The organism is Thiomonas sp. SCN 64-16, from assembly GCF_001725585.1.
GTDB lineage: Bacteria > Pseudomonadota > Gammaproteobacteria > Burkholderiales > Burkholderiaceae_C > Thiomonas > Thiomonas arsenitoxydans.
The window spans coordinates 1-25,415 of record NZ_MEGQ01000017.1; the positions used below are offsets into that span (position 1 = coordinate 1).

Here is a 25,415-nt window from a genome sequence, read left to right on the forward strand (position 1 = left end):
TCGAACAGGTCGTGCTCGATATGCGGGTGGATGAAATCATTGTTGCCGTACGCGAACATCGGGGCGGTGTACTCCCGATCCGCCAACTGCTCGAGGCCCGGATTCTCGGCACCCCGGTTCACAATTTGCCGACTTTCTACGAGCGCTTGAAAGGCGAGGTTCCGCTGGAAAGCATGAAGGCGAGTTGGCTGATTTATGGGGGTGGTTTTACACAAGGCCACATCCGTGCCTGGGCCAAGCGTCTATTCGACATCATTAGCGCCAGCGTTCTTCTGCTTGCCCTCTGGCCCATCATGTTATTGGCTGCGCTGTTCATCAAATTAGAAGACCGGGGGCCTGTATTTTTTCAGCAAGAGCGTGTCGGCTTGTTTGGAAAGTCTTTTTACTGCCTCAAATTCCGCAGTATGCGCACGGATGCAGAAAAAGATGGCGTGGCACGATGGGCCAGCACCAATGACAACCGGATCACCCGTGTCGGCGCTTTCATCCGCAAAACACGTATTGACGAACTGCCTCAACTGATCAATGTCTTGCGCGGAGAAATGAGTATGGTCGGGCCGCGCCCGGAGCGCCCGACTTTTGTGGACATGCTCGAAAAGGATATTCCCTTTTATGCGATTCGTCACAGCGTCAAACCGGGGGTCACAGGTTGGGCGCAGGTGCGCTACGCCTATGGCGCTTCGGTGGAAGATGCGAAGCGTAAGCTGCAGTTCGATCTTTACTACGTAAAAAATAACAGCGTCTTTCTCGATTTTTTTATTTTGTTCGAGACGGTGCGCGTCGTGATTTTCGGTGAAGGCGCAAGATAATTTTTAACTTTTAGAAAGAGAACGATGACAGTAGTTGCTGTGGTGGGATTGGGGTATGTCGGTCTTCCTTTGGCCGTCGAGTTTGGTAAAAAATATCGCACGATCGGATTCGACCTCTCGGTCGAAAAAATAGCGGCTTATTGCAAGCATGTCGATCCGATCAGGAGAACCTCAAGCAGGCGAGCTTGTTCGAGCCGACAACCGATGCCTCGAAACTGAAGGAGGCCGACTTTGTGATCGTCGCGGTGCCGACGCCGGTTGACGATGCCCACAACCCGGATTTCAGCCCCCTCGTGGGCGCGAGTACCTCCGTCGGCAAATATCTCAAACCCGGCGCCATCGTGGTCTATGAATCGACCGTTTATCCTGGGGCTACCGAAGAAATCTGTGTGCCGATTCTTGAAAAACAGTCGGGGCTGAAGTGGAAAAAAGATTTCTTCGTCGGCTATTCACCCGAGCGTATCAATCCAGGCGACAAAGAGCACACCCTGACCCGAATCGTCAAGGTGGTTTCCGGAGATACCCCGGAAACGCTTGAAACCGTGGCAAATGTTTATGCCTCAGTGATTACGGCCGGGGTTCACCGAGCCGAAAGCATCAAAGTGGCCGAGGCGGCGAAAGTGATTGAAAACACGCAGCGTGACCTGAATATTGCGCAGATGAATGAGTTGTCGCTCATTTTCCACCGCATTGGCATTGATACGCTGGACGTGCTCAAGGCGGCGGGTACCAAGTGGAATTTCCTGCCATTCCGTCCGGGCCTGGTGGGTGGGCATTGCATCGGTGTCGATCCTTATTACCTCACGCACAAGGCCGACATGCTCGGCTATCACCCGCAAGTGATTCTGGCGGGGCGTCGCATCAATGACGGCATGGGCAAATACATCGCTGAACAGACGATCAAGCAAATGAGTCAGGCGGGCCTGCCGATCAAGGGGAGCGACGTGATCGTTCTCGGTCTGACTTTCAAGGAGAATTGCCCCGATCTGCGCAATTCCAAGGTGATCGACGTGATTCGCGAACTGGCGTCATATGGGGTCAACGTGATCGTGCACGACCCCATTGCTAATGCGGCCGAGGCCGTGCATGAATATGGCGTCACGCTGACGCCTTGGGCCGAATTGCCTCGCGCTCAGGCCATCGTGGCGGCCGTGGCGCACCAAGCCTACAAGGACATGTCGGTCGCCGAAACTCTCGAAAAGCTGCTGCCGTCTGGCATTTTCATGGACATCAAGTGCCAATACGACGCTGCCGCGCTCCAGTCGCACGGTGCCCAGGTCTGGAGACTTTGAGCCGCCATGTCGATCGAGCAAATGCTGTCTTCGAAGCCCCAGCGCTGGCTGGTGACGGGGAGCGCCGGATTCATCGGCTCTCACCTGATCCAAACGCTTCTGACCCATGGCCAGGACGTGGTCAGTCTGGACAATTTTTCAACCGGCCATCAATCCAATCTGGATGAAGTGCGGCGCCTCGTTGGCGAAGAGGCCTGGAAGCGGCACACCTTCATCGAGGGCGACATTGTCGATCCGCAGACCTGCCAGCGGGCTTGTCAGGGCGTCAACATTGTGTTGCATGAGGCGGCTTTGGGATCTGTGCCGCGCTCGATTGAAAACCCGCTGGCAACGCATGCGGTCAACGCCACGGGTTTTCTGAACATGCTGGTCGCCGCGCGCGACGCGGGCGTGAGCCGCTTCGTTTACGCGGCTTCCAGTTCCACCTATGGCGATCATCCGGGCTTGCCCAAGGTCGAGGACCTCATCGGCAAGCCGCTGTCGCCCTATGCGGTGACCAAATATCTCAACGAACTTTATGCCGACGTATTCGGCCGGGTCTATGGCTTGCAGAGCATCGGGCTGCGCTATTTCAACGTGTTCGGCACCCGCCAGGATCCCAATGGCCCTTATGCGGCGGTGATTCCCAATTGGGCCAAAGCCATCCGCGGCAATCAGCCTTGTTTCATCAATGGCGACGGCGAAACCACGCGCGACTTCTGCTATGTCGACAATGTGGTGCAGGCCAATGTGCTGGCGGGGCTGAGCACCCATCCAGAATCGGCGAATCAGGTCTACAACGTGGCGTTTGGCTAGCAAACCATCCTGAACACCCTTCACCAGTTGTTGAGCGAGGAAATCATGGCGCTCGACACTAGCGTGAAATTCCCCCCGCCGGTCTACCGCGACTTTCGCAAGGGTGATGTACGTCATTCCCTTGCCGACATCAGCAAGGCCAAACGCCTGTTGGGCTACAGCCCCGATTTCAGCGTGCGCGCCGGCTTGAAAATCGCCATGCCGTGGTACGTTGCCAAGCCGTAAAGGTCAAGGTTTGATCGTTGATCTTTCTCTCAGCAAGCTGCCGGATAGGCAGCTTGCTGAGAGAGCAAGGCAGGGCGTCAATCCGGGCGTTGAATTGACCCGTTCAGACCGTCGCCGGGGTGGCGTCGAGTGAGGGGTAGTCGGTGTAGCCTGCTTCGCCGCCGCCGTAGAAGGTGGCAGGGTTGGGTTTGTTCAGTGCAGCGCCTTGCTGAAAACGCGCCACCAGATCCGGGTTGGCGATGAAGGGGCGGCCGAAGGCTACCGCGTCGGCCAGTCCCGAAGCCAAGCGGGCCTCGGCGGATTCCCGGGTGTAGTTGCCGCAGACGATGATGCGGCCCGCGTAAGCGGCACGCAGTTTTTTGCGGAACTCGTCGGTCAGCGCCGGTCCGCCAGCCCAGTCGGGTTCGGCGATGTGGATGTAGGCGATGCCGCGGCGATTGAATTCCTGCGCCAGGTAGAGGTGAATCTCTTCGGTCTGCACGTCCTGAATGTCGTGACGATTGAAATGCGGCGAGATTCGCACTCCCACCCGGTTGGCACCGGCCACCGCAATCAGTGCATCGATGGCTTCGAGCACGATGCGGGCGCGGTTTTCCAAGCTGCCGCCGTATTGATCGGTGCGTTGGTTGGCGTTGGTCGCCAAAAACTGTTGCAGCAGATAGCCGTTGGCGCTGTGCAGCTCCAGCAGGTCGAAGCCCGCTTGCAGGGCGCGCTCGGCTGCTCGTCGGTAGTCGGCGATGATGCCCGGAATTTCGGCGGTTTCGAGCGCGCGCGGCATATCGCAGGGCACGCGCTTGGGGCCTTCATCAGGCAGCACGACGAAGGATTCTCCCGTGTCGCTGCGCAGGGCGCTGGGCGCGACCGGGGCCTGGCCGTCCTGTTGAAGCAGATGATGGGAGATGCGTCCCACATGCCAGAGCTGCATGGCCATATGGCCGCCGGCGGCGTGCACCGCATCGGTGACTATTTTCCAACCGGCGACTTGCGCGTCGGTATAAATGCCTGGGGTGAAGGCGTAACCCTGGCCTTGCCGGGAGATTTGCGTGGCCTCGCTCACGATCAGTCCGGCGGAGGCGCGCTGGGCGTAATAGCGTGCATTCATTTCGCCTGGAATGTCGCCCGGTTGTTGCGCGCGGGAGCGCGTCAGCGGCGCCATCACCATGCGGTTGGGCAGTTGCAGGGCGCCGAGTTGCAGAGGGGTGAACAGGGTAGGTGCAGTCATGTCATTCCTTTTGTTGTTGCAGTGCGTCAATATCGTAGGGGGCTTTCGCAAGGCCTGCACGAGTGCTGAAAAACAGACCGAGCATCCCGGCTCAGCGCGCGCCTGGAGCGCTTTTGTAGATCGGGCTTTGCTCGGGCCCAGGAAGTTGGACCTCGTAGAGCGACGGATAACGCGCTTTGCGCGTCAGCCAGATCTGAAGCAGAAAGCTGATGACCACCGCGAGCATGGTGGGCGCCATGAGCTTGGTGGCGATGGGCACGCGCGCGGCACCGCCTAACCAACCGCGGCGCTGGTGATGGCGCAGGGCAAGGCGCGGTCGTCTGTTGACAGGGGCAGGCGAACAAGCCGCTCAATTCATCACAAAATCAGATATAAAAAATCAGAACAATTCGTTTGTTGAATCAATTATCGGCGGCTAAGGTCTAGGCATTCCTTTAAAAAGAGACTGCGCCCTGCCATGTCCGCCCTGTTCAAACCGCTCGATCGCTTGTTCTCCAACGGCCAGCCGCTGCACGATCCGCTGACCCCGCCTCCCGGCGATACCGAGGTGAAGACGACTACGTGCTATATGTGCGCCTGCCGCTGCGGCATCAAAGTGCATTTGCGCGATGGCGAGGTGCGTTTCATCGAGGGCAACCCCAACCATCCGCTCAACCAGGGCGTGATTTGCGCCAAGGGGTCGGCCGGCATCATGAAACAGGTGTCGCCGGCGCGCTTGACGCAGCCCTTGCGCCGCAAACCCGGCAGCGAGCGCGGCGCGGGTGAGTTCGAGCCGATCTCGTGGGACGAAGCGCTGCAGACGCTGGAAGACCGGCTGCGTCACCTGCGCGCCACCGACCCCAAGCAATTTGCGCTGTTCACCGGACGCGACCAGATGCAGGCGCTTACCGGATTGTTCGCCCGGCAGTACGGCACGCCCAACTATGCCGCGCATGGCGGCTTTTGCTCGGTGAATATGGCCGCCGGCATGATCTACACCTTCGGCGGCAGTTTCTGGGAATTCGGCGGGCCCGATCTGGAGCGCGCCAAGCTGTTCGTGATGATCGGCACCGCCGAAGATCACCACAGCAACCCGATGAAAATCGCCCTGTCCAAATTCAAGCGGGCGGGCGGGCGCTTCATCTCTATCAACCCGGTGCGCACCGGCTATTGCGCCATTGCCGACGAGTGGATCCCGATCCGCCCCGGCACCGATGGTGCTTTGCTGCAGGCGCTGATGCACGAACTGCTGCGTACCGGCCGCTTCGATGCCGACTTCACCGCGCACTACACCAACGGCGCGCAACTGCTGCGGGTGCAGCCGGGCCACGCGCAAGACGGCTTGTTCATCCCCGATGCCTCTGGCGCGACGCAGTCGCAAGGCCGGATGTGGTGGGACGCCTTGACCCAGCGCCCCGTGCCCGCCTGGGCTGAGGGCGCGCAGCCCGCGCTTTCGGGCCACTACCGTCTGGCCGATGGCACGCCGGTCGCGCCCGCGCTGCAACTGCTGCGCGAACAACTGGCCGACAGCACGCCGGAATGGGCCGCGGGCATCACCGGCGTGAGCGCCGAGCGCATTCGCCAACTGGCGCAAGAGATGGCGCAGGCCGCGCTCGATCAGGGCGAAGACCTGCCCATCGCCTGGACCGACTGGCTCGGTCGCGAGCACGCCACGGTGCGCAGCAAACCGCTGGCGTTTCACGCCATGCGGGGCCTCGCGGCGCATTCCAACGGCTTTCAGACCATCCGCGCGTTGTCCATTCTGATGAGTCTGCTGGGCACGATCGATGCGCCCGGCGGCTTTCGCCACAAGGCGCCGTACCCGAAGGACGTTCCGCCCGAGGTGCGCAACCCGAGCGGCCCGCAGGATGTGCGGCCCGACACGCCGCTGAACGGCGCGCCGCTGGGCTGGCCGACTTCGCCCGACGATCTCGCGCTGATGGACGACGGCAGCCCGCTGCGCATCGACAAGGCGTTTTCCTGGGAGCATCCGCTGGCGGTGCATGGCCTGATGCACAACGTCATCACCAACGCCTGGCGCGGCGACCCTTATGCCATCGACACCCTGCTGATCTTCATGTCCAACATGGCGTGGAATTCGGCCATGAACACCGTGGACGTGCGGCAGATGTTGCGCGACAAGCGCGAAGACGGCAGCTACCGCATTCCCTTCCTCGTGGTGTGCGATGCCTTTCAGAGCGAGATGACCGCCTTCGCCGATCTGCTGCTGCCCGACACCAGCTATCTGGAGCGGCATGACGCCATGTCCTTGCTCGACCGGCCCATCTCCGAGTTCGACGGCCCGGTGGATTCGGTGCGCGTGCCGGTGCTGCCGCCTCTGGCGCAAACGCGGCCATTCCAGGAAGTGCTGGTTGAGCTTGCAGGTCGCCTCGGCTTGCCGGCTTTCGTGAACGCCGACGGCAGCCGCAAGTACAAAAACTATCCCGACTTCATCGTCAACTACGAAACCGCGCCCGGCTCAGGCATCGGCTTTCTGTCGGGCTGGCGCGGCAAGGACGGCACGCAGTCGCTCAAGGGCGAGCCCAACCCAAAGCAATGGGAGATGTATGCGCAGAACGACTGCGTGCACTTTCACCACCTGCCCGAGTCGCTGCGCTATATGCGCAACTGGAACCGCGACTACCTCGACTTTGCGCAGGAGCAGGGCTGGCGCGCGCGCAACACGCCCATCATCATCGCGCTCTACTCCGACGTGCTGCAGCAGTTCCGGCTGGCGGCGCGCGGCCAGCGCCCCGGTCGGCAACCGCCCGAAGAGCTGCGGGCGCGGGTGGCGCATCACTTCGATCCGCTGCCCTTCTGGGAGCCGCCGCTGGAACATGCGGCCACCGATCTGGCGCGCTTTCCACTGGCCGCCGTGACCCAGCGCCCGATGGCCATGTATCACGCCTGGGACTCGCAGAACGCCTGGTTGCGGCAGATTCACGGCCACAACCGGCTTTACGTCAATCCCGCCGTGGCCACTCAGCAAGGCATCGCCGACGGCGACTGGCTGTGGATCACCTCGCCCTGGGGCCGGGTGCGGGCCCGCTGCCAATACAGCGAGGCGGTCGAGCCCGGCACGGTGTGGACCTGGAATGCCATCGGCAAGGCCAGCGGCTTCTGGGGACTGCATCCGCATGCCGAAGAGGCGCAGACCGGCTTTTTGCTCAACCATCTCATCCGCGAAGAGCTGCCGGCCAACGCGCTGAGTGGGGGGCAGGGACACTCAAGAAAACGCCGGGCCGCCCCAAGTTTTCTTGACCCCCGCGGGGGGCGGGCTGGGCGCAGCCCGGCCCAGGGGGCGCTGATATCCAACAGCGACCCGGTCACCGGCCAGGCCGGCTGGTATGACGTACGGGTGCGCATCGACCACGCCGAAGCCCCGCCTGAAACCGACGAGCCCCTGCCTGCTTTCGCCGAGCAGAGCTGGCCGCAATTTGCTCCTCCCGCCGCGCTGCCCCAGCCTGCGCCGCACGCACCGCACCTCAGCGTGCTGCGCTATTTCGCCGGGCGTTCGTCCCGCCAAGGAAAACAGCCATGACCCAACTCGCGCTGGTCATCGACCTCAATGTCTGCGTGGGCTGCCACGCCTGCGTCACTTCCTGCAAACAGTGGAACACCTCCGGTACGGCCGGGCATTTGAGCGACCACGAACCCTACGGCGAGAATCCGCTGGGGGTGTTTTTCAACCGGGTGCAGACCTACGAGGTGGGGCAGTTTCCGCAGACGCAGACCGTGCACTTTCCCAAGAGCTGCCTGCACTGCGAAGAGCCGCCCTGCGTGCCCGTTTGCCCGACTGGCGCATCGTACAAACGCCAGGAAGACGGCATCGTGCTGGTCGATAGCGACAAGTGCATCGGCTGTAAATACTGCTCCTGGGCCTGCCCCTACGGCGCGCGCGAATACGACGAAGACCGCGGGGTGATGACCAAGTGCACCCTTTGCGTCGATCGCATCTACGACGAGAGCATTCCGCAGGCGCAGCGCCGCCCGGCCTGCGTCAACGCCTGCCCGACCAACGCAAGGCTGTTTGGCGATGTGCACGACCCCGAGTCCGAGGTGTCTCGCGCCATCCGCGAACGCGGCGGCTATGCCCTGATGCCCGAACTCGGCACCCGCCCGGCCAATCACTATCTGCCTCGTCAATTGCCGCAAGGCGCTGCACCGGCGAACGCAGAGGCCGCGCCGCCGCACCAGACCACGGCGCGCCCACAAGCCGCTGCGGTGCGCCCGGCGCCGAGCGAAGCGGCGCTGGAAGTCGAAGCGCGCGGGTTGTTCGCCAAGCTGTTCGGCGCGTTCTCAAAGCCCTCGCAAGCGCACGCGGGCCACAAGACCGCCGAGGCCACTCAACTGGAGGCTCGCTAAAGTCATGCGTCCCGCGTTTTCCGTTTTAGTGCTCACCACCCTGGTTGGCTGCGCGCAGGGGCTGGGGGTTGTGGTGGCGCTGCCAGCGCTGTTCGGCGCGGCGCAGAGCGCCTCTTGGCTGGCGTTCTGCAGCCTGAGTCTGTGGATCATCCTGGGGTTGGGCGTTATCGGGCTGGCCGCCTCGTTCGGCCATCTCGGACGCCCGGAGCGCGCCTGGCGCGCCGCCGCCATGTGGCGCACCTCCTGGCTATCGCGCGAGGTCATCGCCCTGCCGACCTTCCTGGGATTGACCGCTTTGAGCCTGCTGGGCATTCAAACCCTGCACGATTGGCCTGGTCTGCTGGCCGCGGTCTTGATCATCGGCGCGCTCGCGCTCTGGGTCTGCACCGCCATGATCTACGCGGGGGTGCGGTTTCTGCGCGAATGGGCTACTCCGCTCACCGTGCTGAACTTCGTGCTGATGGGTCTGGCCAGCGGCTGTCTGCTGGCTTCCGTGCTGGCGCTGTGGCGGCTTGCGCCGCAGGCGGCGATCTATGCCCGCGCCGCCGCCGCATTGCTGGGCGTTGCCCTGGTGGGGCGTCTGGCGGCGCTGCTGCGTGTGCGGGGTCTGACACCTGCGGGGTCGATGCAGTCGGCCATCGGGGTGGGCAGTGCGGTGATCCGCCAGACCTCTAAGGGCTTCACCGCCGGGGCATTCAACACCCGCGAGTTCTTCCATGGACGAAGCGCGCTGTGGGTGGCCAGCGCGCGCTGGGGCTTCGTGGTGTTTGGCTTCGTGCTGCCGGTTTTGCTGCTGCTTCTCACGCCGCAGCCGCTGCGCTTGGTCGGCTGGCCGCTGGCGCTGGCGAGCAACCTGCTGGGCATGCTCGCCGAGCGCTGGGATTTTTTCGCCCAGGTCCGTCATCCGCAAAACCGCTATTACCAGGCCGCGCTGTGACCGATTGAAACCAGCGGGAACGCCCGCCCGCAGCGCGGCTCCATCCTTCTTTTGAAAGAGGATGAACATGCGTGGAATCGGCTTTTTGTGCGGCGGGTTGTTGGTGTTGGCGTGCTTCGGGCAGGCGCAGGCCGCGATTGAGGTGAAGACCCCGCCCATCTGCCTGTCGCAACCGCGTAGCGCTGATTGCGCCGCGCAGACCCGTCGCGCGCTCAATGAGCGCATGACCCATCTCTATCGCCTGGAATTGCAGAAGGTGATGGGCACCTACACCGAGCGGCGGCTCGATCATGCGCAGAATCTGTGGCGGCGCTGGGCGAATGCGGAATGTGAGTTCCGCAACGGCCCGCCCGATTGGCCAAATGCTGCCTGGAGCACGCGACAGGATGACTGTCTGTCGGGCATGATCCGCACCCGAATCGCCCAGCTCGACGGATTTTTGCACTGCTCCGGCGCCACCTGCCCACCCAAATGACCCGCGTCAGATAAGGTTCAGCATGTGCTTGCATCATCCACTGAAAACCCAAGGAGACCGCCATGCCCAACCCCACGAACCCGACCGACGTCCTGCTACATGAACGCGATGCGCGCGGCGTGGTTACCCTCACGCTCAACCGCCCGCAGGCGTTCAACGCCTTGTCGGAGGCTTTGCTCGAAGCACTGCAGGCGCAGATCGACGCCTTGACGGAAGACGACGCCGCCCGCGTGGTCATCCTGCGCGGCGCAGGCCGAGCTTTTTGCGCCGGGCACGATCTCAAGGAAATGCGCGCCCAGCCCTTGCAGGCCTATTACCAGTCGCTCTTCGCCCGTTGCGGCAAGGTCATGACCGGATTGATGCGGCTGCCCCAGCCCGTCATCGCGCAGGTGCATGGCATCGCCACGGCGGCCGGCTGCCAGTTGGTCGCCAGTTGCGATCTGGCGGTGGCCAGCGCCGACGCGCGCTTTGCCGTCTCGGGCGTGAACTACGGGCTGTTCTGTTCCACGCCCGGCGTGGCGCTGGCGCGCAATCTGCCGCGCAAGCAGGCGATGGAAATGCTGCTCACCGGCGAGTTCATCGACGCCGCCACGGCTCAACAGCGCGCCCTCATCAATCGCGTCGCCCCGGCCGATGCGCTGGAAGCGGAAGTGGAGCGCCTCGTCGCCAGCATTCTGAACAAACCCGCCGCCGCGGTGCGCATGGGCAAGGCGCTGTTCTATCGCCAAGTCGAGACCGGCATCGATGCGGCCTATCAACTCGCGGCGCAAACCATGACCTGCAATATGCTCGACGACTGCGCGCTAGAAGGCGTGCAGGCCTTTATCGAAAAACGCGAACCAAGCTGGCGCGTGGCCTCAGGCGCCTGATGACGCGCTGGATGTCTCGCCCGGCGCGGGCAGCCGCGCCAGTTCGATGACGATGAGGGACAGGTTGTCGCCGCGGCCGCCGGCGCGGGTGCGGGCCTTGTCGATCAGGTACTGACAGCACTCGCGCGGCTGCAGTTTGGAGGTGGCGATTTCCAGATCCTGATCGGTGAAGTAGTGCCACACGCCGTCGCTGCACAGCATGAGCACATCACCCGGCATCAGCGGGCTTTCTTCCACCGGCTTGGACGGCAGCTCCGACATGCCCAGACTGCAGGTCAGCACATTGCTCATCGGATGGTTGCGGGCCTTGGCTTCGGTGATCTCGCCCTTGTCGACCAGGGTTTGCACATACGAGTCATCGGTGGTGCGCAGCAGCAGCCGACCGTTGCGGAAGATATAGAGGCGGCTGTCGCCCACATGCGACCAGTAGCAGCGGCCTTCGTCGGCGTGAAACAGGGCGCAGACGATGGTGGAATGCGGCTCCTGCTCGGTGGACAGGGCGGTGAGCCGGATCATGCTGTGGCTTTCCTGCACGATCTGCCGCAGCAGCGCATGCGGGTCGTCGCTGTCCGGGTGATAGCGCTCGAACAGTTGCTGTGCGGTGAGCATGACCTGATCGGCCGCTTTGCGTCCGCCGCTTTTTCCGCCCATGCCGTCGGCAATCACCGCCAGCACGCAGCCCTGCACGCGGGGGTGGGCAATGACCCGCAGTTGATCCTGCTGATACGGCCGGTCGCCTTTGTGCAGGCCACTTGCCGCGCTTAACCGCCAGCGGGTACCCGCACGGTGCTGCACCGGCGTGGGCAGGGGCGGCAACCGGGATGGCGGGTAGTGATCGGTGGGATCCATAGAATCGGCGGCGATTCGGTGCAGAAGGCGGCGATGAGTGAGCGGATGAACAAACTGATGGAAAACACTAATTCTAGGGGGCGCGCATGTCCGCCTTCGCCATGCTGCGCGGCACTGGAAAGTGCCCGCCATCGGCATGCGCGCTGATTCCCCGTCTTCGACGCCTCAGGCGCCAGAACCCTCCACGGCTTTGGCTGAGCATTGCGACGCGCTGTTTTCTCCCGGCAGCCCGCTGCAGGAGGAATTGCCGCAGTGGTCGGTGCGCGAGGGGCAGCGAGAGCTGGCGATGGCGGTGGCCGGGGCCATCGCCGACCGGGCCATCCTCATGGCGGAAGCCGGTACGGGCACGGGCAAAACGCTGGCTTATCTCGTGCCCGCGCTGCTGCATGGCGGGCGGGTGATCATTTCCACCGCGACCCGCAATCTGCAGGATCAGCTCTACAACAAGGATCTGCCCGCCGCACGCCGTGCGCTGGGCGCGGCGGTGAGTACCTGCGTGCTCAAGGGCCGCTCGAATTACGTCTGCCTCTACCGCCTGCAGCGCGCGGCGGAATGGGTGCACGGCCGCCATGCCCATGCGCAATTGCGCCGCATCACGCAGTTCGCCAAAAGCGATGCGCGTGGCGATCTGTCGGCGCTGTCGGGGCTGGAAGAAAACTCTGCGCTTAACTTTCTCGTCACTTCCACCACCGACAACTGCCTCGGGGCCGACTGCCCTGACTACAAAGCCTGTTTTGTGATGAAGGCGCGCCGCGAGGCCTTGGCTTCCGACGTGGTGATCATCAATCACCATCTGTTTTTCGCCGATCTGGCCTTGCGCGGTGAAGGCGTGGCCGAATTGCTGCCGACCGCAGACACGCTGATTCTCGACGAAGCGCATCAGCTTGCCGAAATCGGGGTGCAATTCCTCGGGGCGCGCTGCGGCACGGCGCAGGTGGTCGATCTCAGCCGCGACGTGCTGGCCGGCGGCCTGCAACACGCCAAAGGCCTGGCCGACTGGCAGACCTTGAGCGGCGCGCTGGAGCGCGCGGCGCGCGATTTGCGCCTGGCCGCACCGCAAAACCCCGGGCGTCTGAGTCAGCCCCAGGTGCTCGATCTGCCCGGGTGGGATGTGGCCTTGCACGACCTCCAGGCGCAACTGGCGCATACCGCGGAGGTGCTGTCGGCCCATGTCGAGGCGGCGGCTGAGTTCGAGCGGCTGATGGATCGCTGCACCGCTCTGCACCAGGCCTTTTCAAGTTGGCAGGCCGCGCCTGACCCCGATCAGACCGACGCGCCGCCGCAGGTGCGCTGGGCCGACGTGGGCAGCGCGCATCTGCGGTTGCAAGCCGCGCCCTTGTCCATCGCACCGGCGTTTGCCGCCTTGGTGGCCCAACGCAGTCAGGCCTGGATTTTCACCTCGGCGACCTTGAGCGTTGGCGGCAGCTTTCGCCACGCCCGCGCCGCGCTGGGGCTGACGTCGGAGCAGGGCGGCTGTGCGCCGGTGGAAGGCGGGGTGGCGCCGCGTTGCCGCGAATTGCGCGTGGCCAGCCCGTTCGACTATGCCGAGCAAGGGCGCTTGCTGGTGCCGCAAGACTTGCCGCTGCCCAACCAGCCGGGCCATTCGGAATCGGTGGGGGCGCTCGCCGCCCAGCTCGCCACGGGCAATACCGGCGGCACGTTCGTGCTCACCACCACACTGCGGGCCGCGAAGATCATCGCGCAAACCCTGCGCGCGCTGCTGCCCGGCAGGGCGGTGCTGGAACAGTTCGACGAATCGAAAGCCGCCTTGCTAGCCCGCTTCGCCAGCACGCCGCAGGCGGTGCTGGTGGGCAGTCAGAGTTTTTGGGAGGGCGTCGATCTGCCCGGTGACCGACTGACCCTGGTGATCATCGACAAATTACCGTTCGCCCCGCCCGACGACCCGCTCACCGCCGCACGGCTCAAGCAGATCGAGGCCGAAGGGCGCAGCGGCTTTGCCGACTACAGCATGCCCCAGGCCGCACTCTCGCTGCAGCAAGGGGCGGGCCGCTTGATCCGCACCGAAAGCGATAGGGGAGTGCTGGTGGTGTGCGACCGGCGCCTGACGGCGACCGGCTGGGGGCGACAACTTCTGGCGAGCCTGCCGCCCTTCACGCGCGTGAGCCAAACCGCAGAGGCTCAGGCGTTTTTGCAGGGAACGAAGTGAATCAGGCTTACCAGAGCTTCCAGAACGGATCGTCGCGTTTGGGCAGGCCTTCGGTGAGGTAGGTGCTCTGCGGGTAGTTCAGCTTGAGCACGCGCTCGGCGTCGTCGCGCAGTTGGGTCAGGCCCAGTTTGCCGTAGGCATCGACCAGTATCGCCAGGGCGAGTTGATTGGCCGGTGCGTCCTGGTAGTGCTCGATGGCACGTTGCGCGCGGTCGGCCGCAGCGACATAGGCCCCACGACGGTAATAGAACAGCGCGACATGCGTTTCATACTCGGCCAACGAGTTCACGATGTAGCGCATGCGCTGGCGGGCGTCGGGCGCGTACTTGCTCTCAGGAAAACGGGTGACGAGTTCCTTGAAACTCTCGAACGACTGCTTGGCCGCCGCTTGGTCGCGCTCGTACAACTTCTGGTCGGACAGGAAGGAGAACCAGCCCTGATCGGTGTTGAAGTTGATCAGGCCCTTGAGGTAGAGCACATAGTCGGTGTAGGGGTTGTTGGGGTAGAGCTTGAGAAAGCGGTCGGCGGCGGCCAGGGCCTGCGCCCGCTCGCCCTGCTTGTAGTTGCCGTAGGCGATCTCGATCAGCGCCTGCTGCGCCAGCAGCCCGTAGGGGTAGCGCGATTCGAGCTTCTCGTACAGCTTCACACCTTTGTCGGTGTTGCCGCTGTTCATTTCGTCCTTGGCCTCTGCATACAATTTGGCCGACGACCAGCCCAGGGTTTCGTCTTTCGACGGCGTGGAGGCACAGCCTGCAAGGCCCAGCAGCACGACTGCCGCCGCAGCGCCCAACAACCGCAACGTCCAGAGACGGTACAACGCAACACGCATATCAATCGCCCAGGGTGGTGTAAAGCTTGCAGATTATAGGGAGCCTCGCTTGCCCCTCATGACCGATCTCTCTCCACACATTTCCCCCCATACGGCCGACGGCGATTTCGCCGATCTCGACGAAGACAGCGCCGCTGACGATTCGACGGTGCTCGAAGCCGCCGTCCCCGAGGCCGACGCCGGGCAGCGGCTCGACAAAGTGCTTGCCGCGCAGTTTTCGCAATATTCCCGCAGCCGCCTGCAGCAGTGGTGCGAAGCGGGGCTGGTGCGCATGGGCGCTCAGGTGGCTGGCGTGCGCGACAAGGCCCGTGCGGGCGAAACCCTGCGCATCGCCTTGCCCGCATTGCCTGAAGACACCGCTTTCGCGCCCGAAGACTTGCCACTCAACGTGGTGTTTGAAGATGCCGATCTGGCCGTGCTCAACAAACCGGCGGGGCTGGTGGTGCATCCGGCCGCGGGCAACTGGAGCGGCACCCTGCTCAATGGCTTGCTCGCCCGCTACCCCGAGACGGCAGGGCTGCCGCGAGCGGGCATCGTTCACCGTCTCGACAAAGACACCAGCGGGCTGATGGTGACGGCGCGCACGCTGGAGGCGCAGACCGAGTTGGTGCGCCGGTTACAGGCGCGCACCATCCACCGTCAATATCTCGCGCTGGCCTGGGGCTCGGTGAGCCGCGCGTTCAATGTGGAGGCGCCCATTGGCCGTCACCCGCGCGACCGTCTGCGCATGGCGGTGGTGCATGGCGGCAAACCTGCCCGTACCGATTTCACCCCGCTGGCCGAACTCGACACCCGCTGGGGGCCGCTGACGGCGCTGCGCTGCAAGCTGCACAGCGGGCGCACGCATCAGATTCGGGTGCATCTGCAGTTTGCCAAGCTGGAGATGGTGGCCGATTCAGTTTATGGCGGGCGCTTGCGGCCCGATCTGCCGCTGCAGCGGCAGGCGCTGCATGCCGCGCGGCTGGCGTTTGCCCATCCCCTGAACGACAGGCCGATGGATTTCATCGCCCCCATTCCAGACGATATGGCGAGTTTCTGGGAAGCTTGCGGCGGCGAGCCGGAAGAGATCGATCCGCAGGGCTGGTGAGCGCCGCGGTATTGTTGCTCTCGTCAGGGGGATGAATCCCGGACGAACTGCTCGAAGTGCAGCCCGGGCTCTTGCTGCCAGGCCTGCAGATAGGCCGCGTTGAGCCGTCGTTTGCGGCGCAGACACGCAGCCAATGTCGCGGTTTCGCCCGAGGCCGGCGACAGGCGCGACAACATCTGCGCGTAGGCCCGCTCGGCCCGGTGGCTGGCAGAGGGCATGTGATGCGTGGCCGAATCGGGGCGAATGCGGTAGTGCATCAAGGGTTGCGGATGCACGAACAGACCACCGGCGTTGACCACGGCTGCGTGGTTGAACAACAGGTCTTCGGCGAAATCGAGGTCTTCGTCCCAGGTGTGGGTGATGCAATCGCGGCGGTACACCGGGCAGAACCCACCGTCGATCAGCAGACTGTCCTGCGGCGAGAGGTGTCCGTGTTTTGGCAATACCGGGGTCAGCTTCGGCGCGCCTGGCGCGTCGAGGGCGGTGATCGCCATGCGGCACACCGCGGCGCCGTGGGCTGCGGCCAAAGGGAGCAAGGCGGCGGCGCGGCCGGGCAGCCAGAGATCGTCCGCATCCAGAAACGAGATGAAGTCGCCGCTGGCGCGATTCAGTCCGATATTGCGCGCTGCCGACGGCCCGGCCGCGATGCGTCCTGTCGTGGCGGAAAGGCACTCCAGAGTTTGTCGGCGGGCAGCGGTGAAGTGGTGGGCATAGTCGGTGCCGTCATCCGCAATCACGATGACTTCGAGGGCGAGCCCGTCTGGCTGCTGCTGCGCCGCCAGCGAATCCAGCGCATCGCCGATGAAGGCATGCGACCGATGGGCGGGAATGATGACGGAAAGGCGCATCGCAGGGTAGAAGGATCGGGACTGAAACGGGTTGTACGCTTTCACTATAAATTGCGCACCCAGCCCACAGGCTGCGGACTCTGCCGACCGCAGCAGATTGATACATCCCTTACCCTTTTTCCGGGCCCGGCTTGCCGCCTGCCTCACACGCCATGCTCCACACGCCTGTTCTGACGGACTTCAGCCCTGACAACCTCGCTGCGACAACGGCGCAAGCGCCCTGGCTGCAAGTTGCCTGGCCGGGAAACCCGCAGGTGCGCGCGGTGTTCAGCAGCTGCGCCGGGGGCGTGAGTGTCGCGGCCTATGGCTGCGCGCGAAGTACCTTGGGCGGTGGAATGAATCTGGGCAACCATGTCGGCGACGATCCGACCGCCGTCTCAAAGAACCGCAGGCTGCTCAGCGACGCGCTGGGCGGCGCACTGCCGCGTTATTTGCAGCAGGTGCACGGCATCGTGGTGGCCGATCTCGATCGGGTCCATCACGATGCCCCGGAACCCGTGGCGGACGCGGCCTGCACTTCGCAGCGCGGCGTTGCGGCCACGGTGCTGGTCGCCGATTGTCTGCCGGTGTTGTTTGCCGCACCTGAGGGCAGGGCGGTGGCCGCCGCGCATGCCGGGTGGCGTGGCCTAGCGGGCGGCGTGATCGAAGCCAGCGTTCAGGCCGTCTGCGACCGCGCCGGTTGCCCTGCGGCCGAAGTGCAGGCCGTGCTGGGCCCGGCGATCGGGCCCGGGGCGTTCGAGGTGGGTGATGAGGTGAGAGCGGCTTTTGTCAGCCTTCATCCGCAGACAGCCGTCGCGTTTTTGCCGGGCCAGCCGGGAAAATGGTGGGCCGACCTCTGGCAGCTTGCGCGCATCCGCCTGCAGGCGGCGGGCCTGTCGGCCGAGCATATTGCTGGCGGCGGTCTTTGCACCTTTGGCCTTGCCCAGCGGTTTTATTCCTACCGCCGCCAACCGGTTACTGGGCGGCAGGGCGGCTGCATCTGGGTGGAGTAGGGAGGTTTCCGCATCGTGGAAGCGCCGTTGACACGGCCTGCGGCCTGTTCAAGAATGCCGTGGCCTGCCGCCTTTGCGGATGGGCTCGCTCCCTTCCCCGTCGCACCCAACCCCATGGCCCAAAACACTTCGACCGGCTCCGCCGCGCCGCCTTTTTTTTCGGGACAGACCGAACCTTGGGCCGCATGGTCCGACATGCAGCCGGTGTGGACTTCGCTGCTTTCAGGCGCGGCAAAGGGGCAACCCGTCCTGTTCGAGCCCTCGCGGCTGCAGGCGCTGCAACAACGCTACGTTGACGAGTTTCGCCAGTTGTGGAGCGGTCTGCTGGAGGCGGACGCGGCCAACACATCCGCCCCGCCGGAAAATGATCGGCGTTTCTCCCACAACTCCTGGGCGGAGAGCCGCATTTCCCGCTACACCGCGGCGCTCTATCTGCTGGGCGCGCGGGCCCTGTTCGATTTGGCCGAAAACGTGCAGACCGACGAGACGACGCGGCAGAAGCTGCGCTTCGCGGTGCAGCAGTGGGTCGATGCGGCGGCGCCGTCCAACTTTCTGGCGCTCAATCCCGAGGCCCTTGAGAAAGCGGTGCAGACGCAGGGTGAAAGCCTGCGTGCCGGGGTCGAAAATTGGCTCAAGGATTTGAAACAGGGTCGAATGACGCAGACCGATGAATCGGTTTTCGAGGTGGGCCGCAACGTGGCGACCACCGCAGGTCAAGTGGTGTTTGAAAACGATTTGTTCCAGCTCATCGAGTACACCCCGCTGACCGAGCGCGTGCATGCGCGGCCGCTGCTGTTCGTGCCGCCTTCGATCAACAAGTACTACATCCTCGATCTGCAGCCCGACAACTCGCTGGTGCGGTTTGCGGTCGAGCAGGGGCACCGGACTTTCGTCGTGTCGTGGCGCAACCCGGACGCCAGCATGGGCCACCTGACCTGGGACGACTATGTGCAGGACGGCGTGATTCGCGCCATGGAGGTGGTGCGCGACATCGCGGCGCAGGGCAGCGATGGCACCATCAACACCTTGGGGTTCTGCGTAGGCGGAACCCTGCTGGCCAACGCGCTGGCGGTGCTGCAGGCGCGGGGCGAACAGTTCGCCCATAGCGCGACCCTGCTGACCACGATGGTCGATTTCACCGATACGGGCATTTTGAGCGTTTACGTCGATGAAGCCTCGGTGGCCCTGCGCGAAGCCACGCTGGGCAAGGGCGGGCTGATGACCGGGCGTGAACTGGCCTCGGCTTTTTCCAGTTTGCGACCGAACGATCTGGTGTGGAATTACGTCGTCGGCAATTACCTCAAGGGCGAAACGCCGCCGCCGTTCGATCTGCTGTACTGGAATTCCGATTCGACCAATTTGCCGGGGCCGCTGTTTGCCTGGTATCTGCGCAACACCTATCTCGAAAACAAGATGCGCCAGCCCGGTGCGCTCACCGTGGCCGGGGTGCCGCTGAACCTGCAGGCGGTGAAGCTGCCGACCTATGTATACGCCTCGCGCGAAGATCACATCGTGCCGTGGAAAACCGCGTATGAAACCACGCGCATCCTCGGCGGGCCGATGCGCTTCGTGCTGGGCGCTTCGGGGCATATCGCCGGGGTCATCAACCCGGCCAAGCGCAATAAGCGCAGCCACTGGACTTCGCCCGCCAGCCAGCGCAAACTGCCTGCGCAAGCGCAAGCCTGGTTCGACGCCGCAACAGAACATCCGGGAAGCTGGTGGACCGACTGGGCGCAGTGGCTGGCAAAACAGGCCGGGCCGGAAGTCGCCGCGCCGAAAAAACCCGGCAACGCACGCTACAAGCCGATCGAGCCCGCGCCCGGGCGCTACGTCAAGGTGCGGGCCTGATGCTCTGCAAGCGGTCTTTTATTTTTGTATTCGTCATCTCACTCAAAAGGAAATTCGATCATGACTGATATCGTCATCGTGTCCGCCGTGCGAACGGCGGTGGGGAAATTCGGCGGTGCGCTGGCGAAAGTGTCGGCGGTCGATCTGGGCGCTCTGGTCATCAAGGAGGCGGTCGCGCGCGCCAAGCTGGAGCCAGGGCAAGTGTCCGAGGTCATCTTCGGGCAAGTACTGCAAGCGGGCTGTGGACAGAACCCGGCGCGTCAGTCCAGCATCAAGGCAGGGTTGCCGGACATGGTGCCCGCGATGACCATCAACAAAGTCTGCGGCTCCGGCCTGAAGGCCGTGATGCTGGCCGCCCAGGCGATTCGCGATGGCGATGCCGACATTGTGTTGGCGGGCGGGCAAGAGAGCATGAGCGCCTCGCCGCATGTGCTGCCGGGCTCGCGCGACGGTCAGCGCATGGGCGACTGGAAGATGATCGACACCATGATCGTCGATGGCCTGTGGGATGCGTTCAATCAGTACCACATGGGCACCACGGCCGAGAACGTGGCAAAGAAATACGGCATCACCCGCGAAATGCAGGATGCTTTCGCCGCAGCCAGCCAGAACAAGGCCGAGGCGGCGCAGAAAGCCGGGCGCTTCACCGATGAAATCGTGCCGGTGATGCTGCCGCAGAGAAAAGGCGACCCCATCGCGTTTGCCACCGACGAGTTCGTTCGGCATGGCGTGACGGCGGAGAGTCTCGGCGGGCTGCGTCCGGCGTTCGACAAGGGCGGCACGGTCACCGCGGGCAATGCCTCGGGCCTCAACGACGGTGCTGCGGCGGTGGTGGTGATGTCGGCCCGGCGCGCCGCTGAGCTCGGCCTCAAGCCGCTGGCGACCATCCGGGCCTATGCCAACGCGGGTCTCGATCCGGCCTATATGGGCATGGGGCCGGTGCCGTCTTCCACCCGCTGCCTGTCGCGCGCAGGGTGGACGCCGCAGGAACTCGATCTCATGGAGATCAACGAGGCGTTTGCCGCGCAGGCCATCGCGGTGAATCAACAGATGGGCTGGGATACCGCCAAGGTCAACGTCAACGGCGGCGCTATTGCCATCGGCCATCCCATCGGCGCCAGTGGTTGCCGCATTCTGGTGACTTTGCTGCACGAGATGAACAAGCGCGATGCGAAAAAGGGACTGGCCTCGCTGTGCATCGGCGGCGGCATGGGCGTGGCCATGGCGCTGGAGCGTTGAACCACCGCAGATTGATCAAACTGAAACCAAAACGAGGAGAACAAAATGAGCAAAAAAGTAGCTTATGTCACGGGTGGTATGGGCGGTATCGGCACCGGCATCTGCAAACGGCTGTGCGAGGCAGGGCACAAGGTCATCGCGGGCTGCGGCCCCAATTCCAGCCGCAAGGAGAGTTGGCTGGAAACCATGCGTTCGCAAGGCTTCGATGTCTATGCCTCCGAGGGCAATGTGGCCGACTGGGACTCGACTCAGGCGGCCTTTCAGAAAGTATTCGCCGAGCACGGAAAGGTGGACATTCTGGTGAACAACGCCGGCATCACCCGCGATGCGGTGCTGCGCAAAATGACGTATGAAGATTGGGATCTGGTGCTGCGAACCAATCTCTACTCCATGTTCAATGTGACCAAGCAGGTGATCGACGGCATGGTCGAGCGGGGCTGGGGCCGCATCATCAACATCGCGTCGGTGAATGGCGAAAAAGGCCAGTTCGGCCAGACCAATTACGCCGCGGCTAAAGCGGGCATGCATGGTTTCGCCATGTCGCTGGCGCTGGAAGTGGCCTCCAAAGGGGTGACGGTCAACACGGTGTCGCCGGGCTACATCCTGACCGATATGGTCAAGGCCATCCGGCAGGACGTGCTCGACAAGATCGTGTCTTCCATTCCGGTCAAGCGTCTGGGTACACCTGAAGAGATCGCCTCCATCGTGGTCTGGCTGGCCAGCGAGGACGCCGGGTTCACCACCGGCGCCGAATTCAGTTGCAACGGCGGGCTGCACATGAGCTGAAGCGCGATGCTGCGGTGCGGGAAAGCCTCGGTGGCGCTCGCCGGGGAATATGGTTCAATCCGCAAATCTTTTGCCTGTGCACCTTCGCTTTTTCCGACCGCTTTTGCCGACCGCATTCCACCGCCATGCCCAAGTCCGATATTCCTCTGCGCATCATCAAAAAGTACCCCAACCGCCGTCTTTATGACAGCGAGGCGAGCGCCTACATCACCCTGAGCGATGTCAAGCAACTGGTGATGGACGGGGTGCGCTTTGTGGTGCAGGACGCCAAGACTGGCGAAGACCTGACCCGCAGCATCTTGCTGCAGATCATTCTGGAAGAAGAGAGCGGCGGCGTGCCCATGTTCAGCTCGGTCATGCTCGAGCAGATCATCCGTTTCTACGGCCACGCCATGCAGGGCATGATGGGCAGCTACTTGGAAAAGAATGTGCAGGCGTTCATCGACATCCAGAACAAGCTCGCCGAGCAGTCGCGCGGCGTGTACGACAACGCAGCCGTCAATCCCGAGGCGTGGACGCAGTTTCTCAACGTGCAAAGCCCCATGTTGCAAAACATGATGGGCAATTACCTCGAGCAGAGCAAGAACCTCTACATGCAGATGCAAGAACAGATGCAGGAGCAGGCCAAGCAGATGCTGGGCGCCTTTCAGCCGCCTGCGCCCAAGAAATGAAGCCTCTGGTGAGCTGAGAGGGTGTGAATAAATCCGCCTGGCTTCAGCGACAATGTCGGGATGGAAACATCCCTCACGCCAACATCGCCTGCCGCAGCCGCGGCGCCAAAAATCGGTTTTGTCTCGCTCGGCTGCCCCAAGGCGCTGGTGGATTCCGAGCGCATCCTGACCGAACTACGCGCACAAGGGTATGACACCTCCAAGAGTTACGCGGGGGCGGATCTGGTCATCGTCAACACTTGCGGCTTCATCGACGCCGCAGTGCAAGAAAGTCTCGACGCCATCGGCGAGGCCTTGGCCGAAAACGGCAAAGTGATCGTCACCGGCTGCCTGGGTGCGCGCAACGATGCAGCCACGGGCAACAACCTGGTGCGCGAAGTGCACCCCAAGGTGCTCGCCGTCACCGGGCCGCACGCGACTGACGAGGTGCTGCAGCATGTGCACGCTGTCTTGCCCAAGCCGCACGATCCCTTTGTCGATCTCGTGCCGCCAGCGGGCATCAAGCTCACGCCCAAGCATTACGCCTATCTCAAAATCAGCGAGGGCTGCAACCATCGCTGTACCTTCTGCATCATTCCAGCGATGCGCGGCGATCTGGTGTCGCGCCCGATCGGAGAGGTCTTGAGCGAGGCGCGTGCGCTGTTCGCGTCGGGCGTGAAAGAACTGCTGGTGGTCAGTCAGGACACTTCGGCCTATGGGGTCGATGTGAAGTACCGCACGGGCTTTTGGGACGGTCGGCCGATTCGCACTCGCATGACCGAACTGGTCGATGCGCTGGGCAGCCTGGCCGCCGAGCACGACGCCTGGGTGCGCCTGCACTACGTCTATCCCTATCCGCATGTGGATGAAGTGCTGCCGCTAATGGCGCAGGGGCGCATCCTGCCCTATCTGGACGTGCCTTTGCAGCACGCGCATCCAGATGTACTCAAACGCATGAAGCGCCCGGCCAGTGGCGAACGCAACCTCGAACGCATCGCCCGCTGGCGCGAGATCTGTCCCGAACTGGTGGTGCGCTCAACCTTTATCGCGGGTTTTCCGGGCGAGACGGAAGCGGAATTCCAGACCCTGCTCGATTTCATTCGCGAGGCCGAGCTCGACCGCGTGGGCTGCTTCGCCTATTCGCCGGTGGAGGGGGCGGCCGCCAACGCGCTAGCCGATCCGGTGCCCGAAGCGCTGCGAGAAGAGCGCCGCGCCCGCTTCATGGCCGTGGCTGAAGAGGTATCCACCCGCAAACTGCACAAACGGGTGGGGCAGGTGATGCGGGTGTTGGTCGATCAGGCGAGCCGCGAGGGCGGAGTGGGCAGAACCTTCGCCGATGCGCCCGAAATCGACGGTAAAGTGCATTTGCTGCCGCCCGATAAACCCTCGACCAAAATGCGCCTGGCGCAAAGCGGCGGCCAGTTCGTGCGCGCCCGCATCGTGCGCACCGACGGTCACGACCTGGTGGGTGAATTGGTCTGAGCCGCTCCGGGGCCGGGCGGCGCCCAGCCCCTTTTTATTGCGAGCCGATGGCTGCCTTGAGCGCGGCCATATCACGCGCAAAGCCGATGTGTGTAATCTTGCCCTGGCGAACCTGCATGACAGTCACCGCCTCTTTTTCGTGCGGCATGAAGGCAGCCTGTTCTGCCTTGCTGGCCAGCAGGATGGAGTAAGGGCGCTTGCGCATTTTGGGCAGAGCGAAGGTCTGGGTGACAAACCCCGGCATGCCGCTGATATCCGCCAGGAACACGATGCCCTGTTTGTGCATCGCTTCGACGCCCAAGGCCGTCAGGTAGTCGTTGACCACGTCGGAGGGGGCCTTTTCCACCGCGAACAACACGACCCGGGTATCAGCACCCGGAAAGTCTTCCATCTTTCCGTGCTGATTCTCGAATTGCGTCTGGGGCAGGGTGCCTCCCACGCCTAGCGGTGAAGCCAAGGCCAGCGCGGGTGAGGCGCTGGAGCCCAATACGGCGGCGACTAGCGCGGCGGATAGAAAGGTACGGCGTTGCATTCGATCTCCTGTAAACGAATGCAACATCAGAACAGATCGAAGGCCGGAGGTTCCACCCCGATCGAGATCCTCGACCTGCCCGATTGCGGCTGGTCAAAACCTGATGGCCTGATGCCGACCATCCGAACTGAATTTAAAGATGGATGCCGAAGGCCGACATGTTTTTGTAGATCATGTAAGCCGCCACCACGGCCACCAGCGCCGCAAAAATCAGGTTGAGCGTGCCTTTGCTGCTCTTACCCAAGTGGGTGGCCAGTCGTGCGCCGAACACACCGCCCGCAATGCCCCCGGCGATATATAGCCCCGCGACCGTCCAGTCGAGCAGGCCGGAACTTGCATAGTTCACCGCCGTGGTCAGGCCGAATGTGCCTACCGAGAACAGCGAGGAACCCACCGCCGCCAGCATGGGCATGCCGGTTGCGAACACTAGGCCCGGCACGATGAGAAAACCGCCGCCGATGCCGAAGAAACCCGAGAGCGTGCCGACGATGGCCGCGGATACCACCAATTTCCACATCGAAAACTGGCCGGGATTTCCTTCCATTTCGCCGGGTTTGACCTTCTTCGGGCGAATCATCAAGGCGGCGATGACCAGCATCAGAATGGCGAAAAGGAATAGCAGCTTTTTGCCGTCGACCGCCTTGCCCAGAGTAGAACCGATATACGCCGCAATAGCGCCGACGATGGCAAAGATCACCGCTTCTTTCCAACGCACATTGCCCGCGCGTGCGTGCGGAATCAGATTTAAATAGGCGTTGATCGATACCGCCAACGCCGTCGTGCCAATCACGACGTGAGGATTGGGATAACCCACCAGATAGAGCAAGAGCGGCACCGCGAGGATGGAGCCGCCTCCGCCGATCAGGCCGAGCGTAAAACCGACTGCCACGCCAGAAACGACGGACAGGATGTGTTGGGTCAGGGTCAGGTCTGCGAGCATGGTGGCGACAGCATATAAGAACAGTCTTATGAGTTCTGTGAGGATTTGTGCTGATTTGTGGCGAGGCGATGATTTACGTCTTTCGGAAGTGACCCGGGTGACGAGGTGTAAAGCCTGCACGAAGTTTGTGACATGTAGGCGACCCGTCAGGCAGATTGTCGAAGCTTCGCGCGGACTGGCAATGCGCCAGCCACCACG

Annotated in this window: 21 protein-coding genes and 2 pseudogenes; 16 read left to right on the forward strand and 7 right to left on the reverse strand. The window is 63.2% G+C overall.

Going from position 1 to position 25,415, the window contains the following annotated elements; translation table 11 throughout:
- From ABT24_RS06240 to ABT24_RS06250, 3 genes and pseudogenes are all read left to right on the forward strand, one after another.
- On the forward strand, nt 1–809 hold an 809-nt coding region (locus tag ABT24_RS06240), incomplete at its 5' end, for a TIGR03013 family XrtA/PEP-CTERM system glycosyltransferase (protein ID WP_286737528.1).
- Between the two features lie 24 nt (nt 810–833).
- Nucleotides 834–2,101: pseudogene (locus tag ABT24_RS06245) on the forward strand (nucleotide sugar dehydrogenase).
- Between the two features lie 6 nt (nt 2,102–2,107).
- Nucleotides 2,108–3,121, forward strand: a pseudogene (locus ABT24_RS06250) (SDR family oxidoreductase).
- Nucleotides 3,122–3,224: 103 nt separating this feature from the next.
- On the opposite strand, the gene ABT24_RS06255 reads toward ABT24_RS06250, so the two are convergent.
- Both ABT24_RS06255 and ABT24_RS06260 read right to left on the reverse strand, forming a co-directional pair.
- Nucleotides 3,225–4,343, reverse strand: coding sequence for an alkene reductase (locus ABT24_RS06255; RefSeq protein ID WP_276729850.1), 1,119 nt, complete (start codon nt 4,341–4,343; stop codon nt 3,225–3,227).
- A 91-nt stretch (nt 4,344–4,434) separates the two neighbouring features.
- Entirely contained in the window at nt 4,435–4,602 is a 168-nt protein-coding gene (locus ABT24_RS06260; RefSeq protein ID WP_276729852.1) for a chloride transporter, read from the reverse strand.
- 198 nt (nt 4,603–4,800) lie between these two features.
- Here ABT24_RS06260 and ABT24_RS06265 point away from each other — a divergent pair, with 198 nt between their 5' ends.
- The 5 genes from ABT24_RS06265 to ABT24_RS06285 all read left to right on the forward strand — a co-directional run bounded on the left by ABT24_RS06265 (nt 4,801) and on the right by ABT24_RS06285 (nt 10,968).
- Nucleotides 4,801–7,863, forward strand: a complete 3,063-nt coding sequence (locus tag ABT24_RS06265; protein WP_276729854.1) for a molybdopterin-dependent oxidoreductase — start codon at nt 4,801–4,803, stop codon at nt 7,861–7,863.
- Nucleotides 7,860–8,687, forward strand: a complete 828-nt coding sequence (locus tag ABT24_RS06270) for a 4Fe-4S dicluster domain-containing protein (RefSeq protein ID WP_276729856.1) — start codon at nt 7,860–7,862, stop codon at nt 8,685–8,687. The genes ABT24_RS06265 and ABT24_RS06270 overlap by 4 nt, the downstream gene beginning before the upstream one ends.
- Nucleotides 8,688–8,691: 4 nt before the next feature.
- The gene (locus ABT24_RS06275) at nt 8,692–9,624 is read left to right on the forward strand and encodes a dimethyl sulfoxide reductase anchor subunit family protein (RefSeq protein WP_276729858.1); all 933 of its coding nucleotides are present in this window, start codon (nt 8,692–8,694) and stop codon (nt 9,622–9,624) included.
- 67 nt (nt 9,625–9,691) lie between these two features.
- On the forward strand, nt 9,692–10,099 hold the full coding sequence (locus tag ABT24_RS06280; RefSeq protein WP_276729860.1) for a lysozyme inhibitor LprI family protein: 408 nt from the start codon (nt 9,692–9,694) through the stop codon (nt 10,097–10,099).
- A 62-nt stretch (nt 10,100–10,161) separates the two neighbouring features.
- Nucleotides 10,162–10,968 (forward strand): enoyl-CoA hydratase, encoded by an 807-nt coding sequence (locus ABT24_RS06285; RefSeq protein ID WP_276729862.1) that lies wholly within the window; start codon nt 10,162–10,164, stop codon nt 10,966–10,968.
- On the opposite strand, the gene ABT24_RS06290 is transcribed toward ABT24_RS06285, so the two are convergent.
- The gene (locus ABT24_RS06290; RefSeq protein WP_276729863.1) at nt 10,957–11,817 is read right to left on the reverse strand and encodes a PP2C family protein-serine/threonine phosphatase; all 861 of its coding nucleotides are present in this window, start codon (nt 11,815–11,817) and stop codon (nt 10,957–10,959) included. The genes ABT24_RS06285 and ABT24_RS06290 overlap by 12 nt on opposite strands.
- Before the next feature lie 136 nt (nt 11,818–11,953).
- On the opposite strand from ABT24_RS06290, the gene yoaA reads away from it, so the two are divergent.
- Complete coding sequence (gene yoaA, locus ABT24_RS06295) at nt 11,954–13,984, forward strand: DNA repair helicase YoaA (RefSeq protein ID WP_276729864.1); 2,031 nt, start codon at nt 11,954–11,956, stop codon at nt 13,982–13,984.
- A 7-nt stretch (nt 13,985–13,991) separates the two neighbouring features.
- Here the strand turns inward: yoaA and ABT24_RS06300 are convergent, their stop codons facing one another.
- The gene (locus ABT24_RS06300) at nt 13,992–14,813 is read right to left on the reverse strand and encodes an outer membrane protein assembly factor BamD (RefSeq protein ID WP_276729866.1); all 822 of its coding nucleotides are present in this window, start codon (nt 14,811–14,813) and stop codon (nt 13,992–13,994) included.
- Nucleotides 14,814–14,871: 58 nt separating this feature from the next.
- Here ABT24_RS06300 and ABT24_RS06305 point away from each other — a divergent pair, with 58 nt between their 5' ends.
- A complete protein-coding gene (locus tag ABT24_RS06305; protein ID WP_276729929.1) occupies nt 14,872–15,900 on the forward strand; it encodes an RluA family pseudouridine synthase in 1,029 nt (342 codons plus the stop codon).
- A 23-nt stretch (nt 15,901–15,923) separates the two neighbouring features.
- On the opposite strand, the gene ABT24_RS06310 is transcribed toward ABT24_RS06305, so the two are convergent.
- Nucleotides 15,924–16,748: a glycosyltransferase family 2 protein gene (locus tag ABT24_RS06310; protein ID WP_276729868.1), complete on the reverse strand. Its 825-nt coding sequence runs from the start codon at nt 16,746–16,748 to the stop codon at nt 15,924–15,926.
- 152 nt (nt 16,749–16,900) lie between these two features.
- Between ABT24_RS06310 and pgeF the strand changes: the two genes are divergently transcribed.
- The 6 genes from pgeF to rimO all read left to right on the forward strand — a co-directional run bounded on the left by pgeF (nt 16,901) and on the right by rimO (nt 23,745).
- Nucleotides 16,901–17,740, forward strand: a complete 840-nt coding sequence (pgeF, locus tag ABT24_RS06315; RefSeq protein ID WP_276729871.1) for a peptidoglycan editing factor PgeF — start codon at nt 16,901–16,903, stop codon at nt 17,738–17,740.
- Nucleotides 17,741–17,854: 114 nt separating this feature from the next.
- Nucleotides 17,855–19,588, forward strand: a complete 1,734-nt coding sequence (gene phaC / locus ABT24_RS06320; RefSeq protein WP_276729874.1) for a class I poly(R)-hydroxyalkanoic acid synthase — start codon at nt 17,855–17,857, stop codon at nt 19,586–19,588.
- 60 nt (nt 19,589–19,648) lie between these two features.
- Nucleotides 19,649–20,827, forward strand: coding sequence for an acetyl-CoA C-acetyltransferase (locus ABT24_RS06325; protein WP_276729876.1), 1,179 nt, complete (start codon nt 19,649–19,651; stop codon nt 20,825–20,827).
- A 45-nt stretch (nt 20,828–20,872) separates the two neighbouring features.
- Nucleotides 20,873–21,613 carry an acetoacetyl-CoA reductase gene (gene phbB, locus ABT24_RS06330; RefSeq protein ID WP_013122985.1) on the forward strand — a complete coding sequence of 247 codons (741 nt, stop codon included), beginning with the start codon at nt 20,873–20,875 and terminating at the stop codon, nt 21,611–21,613.
- Nucleotides 21,614–21,738: 125 nt separating this feature from the next.
- Nucleotides 21,739–22,284 carry a polyhydroxyalkanoate synthesis repressor PhaR gene (gene phaR / locus ABT24_RS06335; protein WP_013105651.1) on the forward strand — a complete coding sequence of 182 codons (546 nt, stop codon included), beginning with the start codon at nt 21,739–21,741 and terminating at the stop codon, nt 22,282–22,284.
- Nucleotides 22,285–22,344: 60 nt separating this feature from the next.
- Complete coding sequence (gene rimO, locus ABT24_RS06340) at nt 22,345–23,745, forward strand: 30S ribosomal protein S12 methylthiotransferase RimO (protein ID WP_276729879.1); 1,401 nt, start codon at nt 22,345–22,347, stop codon at nt 23,743–23,745.
- A 34-nt stretch (nt 23,746–23,779) separates the two neighbouring features.
- Here rimO and ABT24_RS06345 read toward each other — a convergent pair whose 3' ends face one another.
- Nucleotides 23,780–24,277, reverse strand: a complete 498-nt coding sequence (locus tag ABT24_RS06345) for a hypothetical protein (protein WP_276729882.1) — start codon at nt 24,275–24,277, stop codon at nt 23,780–23,782.
- A gap of 133 nt (nt 24,278–24,410) precedes the next feature.
- A complete protein-coding gene (locus ABT24_RS06350) occupies nt 24,411–25,337 on the reverse strand; it encodes a sulfite exporter TauE/SafE family protein (protein WP_286737530.1) in 927 nt (308 codons plus the stop codon).
- Nucleotides 25,338–25,415 lie beyond the last annotated feature (78 nt).

Bases quoted from the DNA above. Each gene is read 5' to 3' on its own strand.
- ABT24_RS06275 (WP_276729858.1), top strand. From the start codon at position 8,692: ATGCGTCCCGCGTTTTCCGTTTTAGTGCTCACCACCCTGGTTGGCTGC.
- ABT24_RS06280 (WP_276729860.1), top strand. From the start codon at position 9,692: ATGCGTGGAATCGGCTTTTTGTGCGGCGGGTTGTTGGTGTTGGCGTGC.
- ABT24_RS06255 (WP_276729850.1), bottom strand. From the start codon at position 4,343: ATGACTGCACCTACCCTGTTCACCCCTCTGCAACTCGGCGCCCTGCAA.
- yoaA (WP_276729864.1), top strand. From the start codon at position 11,954: ATGCGCGCTGATTCCCCGTCTTCGACGCCTCAGGCGCCAGAACCCTCC.
- phaC (WP_276729874.1), top strand. From the start codon at position 17,855: ATGGCCCAAAACACTTCGACCGGCTCCGCCGCGCCGCCTTTTTTTTCG.
- ABT24_RS06310 (WP_276729868.1), bottom strand. From the start codon at position 16,748: ATGCGCCTTTCCGTCATCATTCCCGCCCATCGGTCGCATGCCTTCATC.
- ABT24_RS06285 (WP_276729862.1), top strand. From the start codon at position 10,162: ATGCCCAACCCCACGAACCCGACCGACGTCCTGCTACATGAACGCGAT.
- phaR (WP_013105651.1), top strand. From the start codon at position 21,739: ATGCCCAAGTCCGATATTCCTCTGCGCATCATCAAAAAGTACCCCAAC.
- ABT24_RS06325 (WP_276729876.1), top strand. From the start codon at position 19,649: ATGACTGATATCGTCATCGTGTCCGCCGTGCGAACGGCGGTGGGGAAA.
- ABT24_RS06300 (WP_276729866.1), bottom strand. From the start codon at position 14,813: ATGCGTGTTGCGTTGTACCGTCTCTGGACGTTGCGGTTGTTGGGCGCT.
- ABT24_RS06345 (WP_276729882.1), bottom strand. From the start codon at position 24,277: ATGCAACGCCGTACCTTTCTATCCGCCGCGCTAGTCGCCGCCGTATTG.
- ABT24_RS06290 (WP_276729863.1), bottom strand. From the start codon at position 11,817: ATGGATCCCACCGATCACTACCCGCCATCCCGGTTGCCGCCCCTGCCC.
- ABT24_RS06305 (WP_276729929.1), top strand. From the start codon at position 14,872: ATGACCGATCTCTCTCCACACATTTCCCCCCATACGGCCGACGGCGAT.
- phbB (WP_013122985.1), top strand. From the start codon at position 20,873: ATGAGCAAAAAAGTAGCTTATGTCACGGGTGGTATGGGCGGTATCGGC.
- pgeF (WP_276729871.1), top strand. From the start codon at position 16,901: ATGCTCCACACGCCTGTTCTGACGGACTTCAGCCCTGACAACCTCGCT.
- ABT24_RS06270 (WP_276729856.1), top strand. From the start codon at position 7,860: ATGACCCAACTCGCGCTGGTCATCGACCTCAATGTCTGCGTGGGCTGC.
- ABT24_RS06265 (WP_276729854.1), top strand. From the start codon at position 4,801: ATGTCCGCCCTGTTCAAACCGCTCGATCGCTTGTTCTCCAACGGCCAG.
- rimO (WP_276729879.1), top strand. From the start codon at position 22,345: ATGGAAACATCCCTCACGCCAACATCGCCTGCCGCAGCCGCGGCGCCA.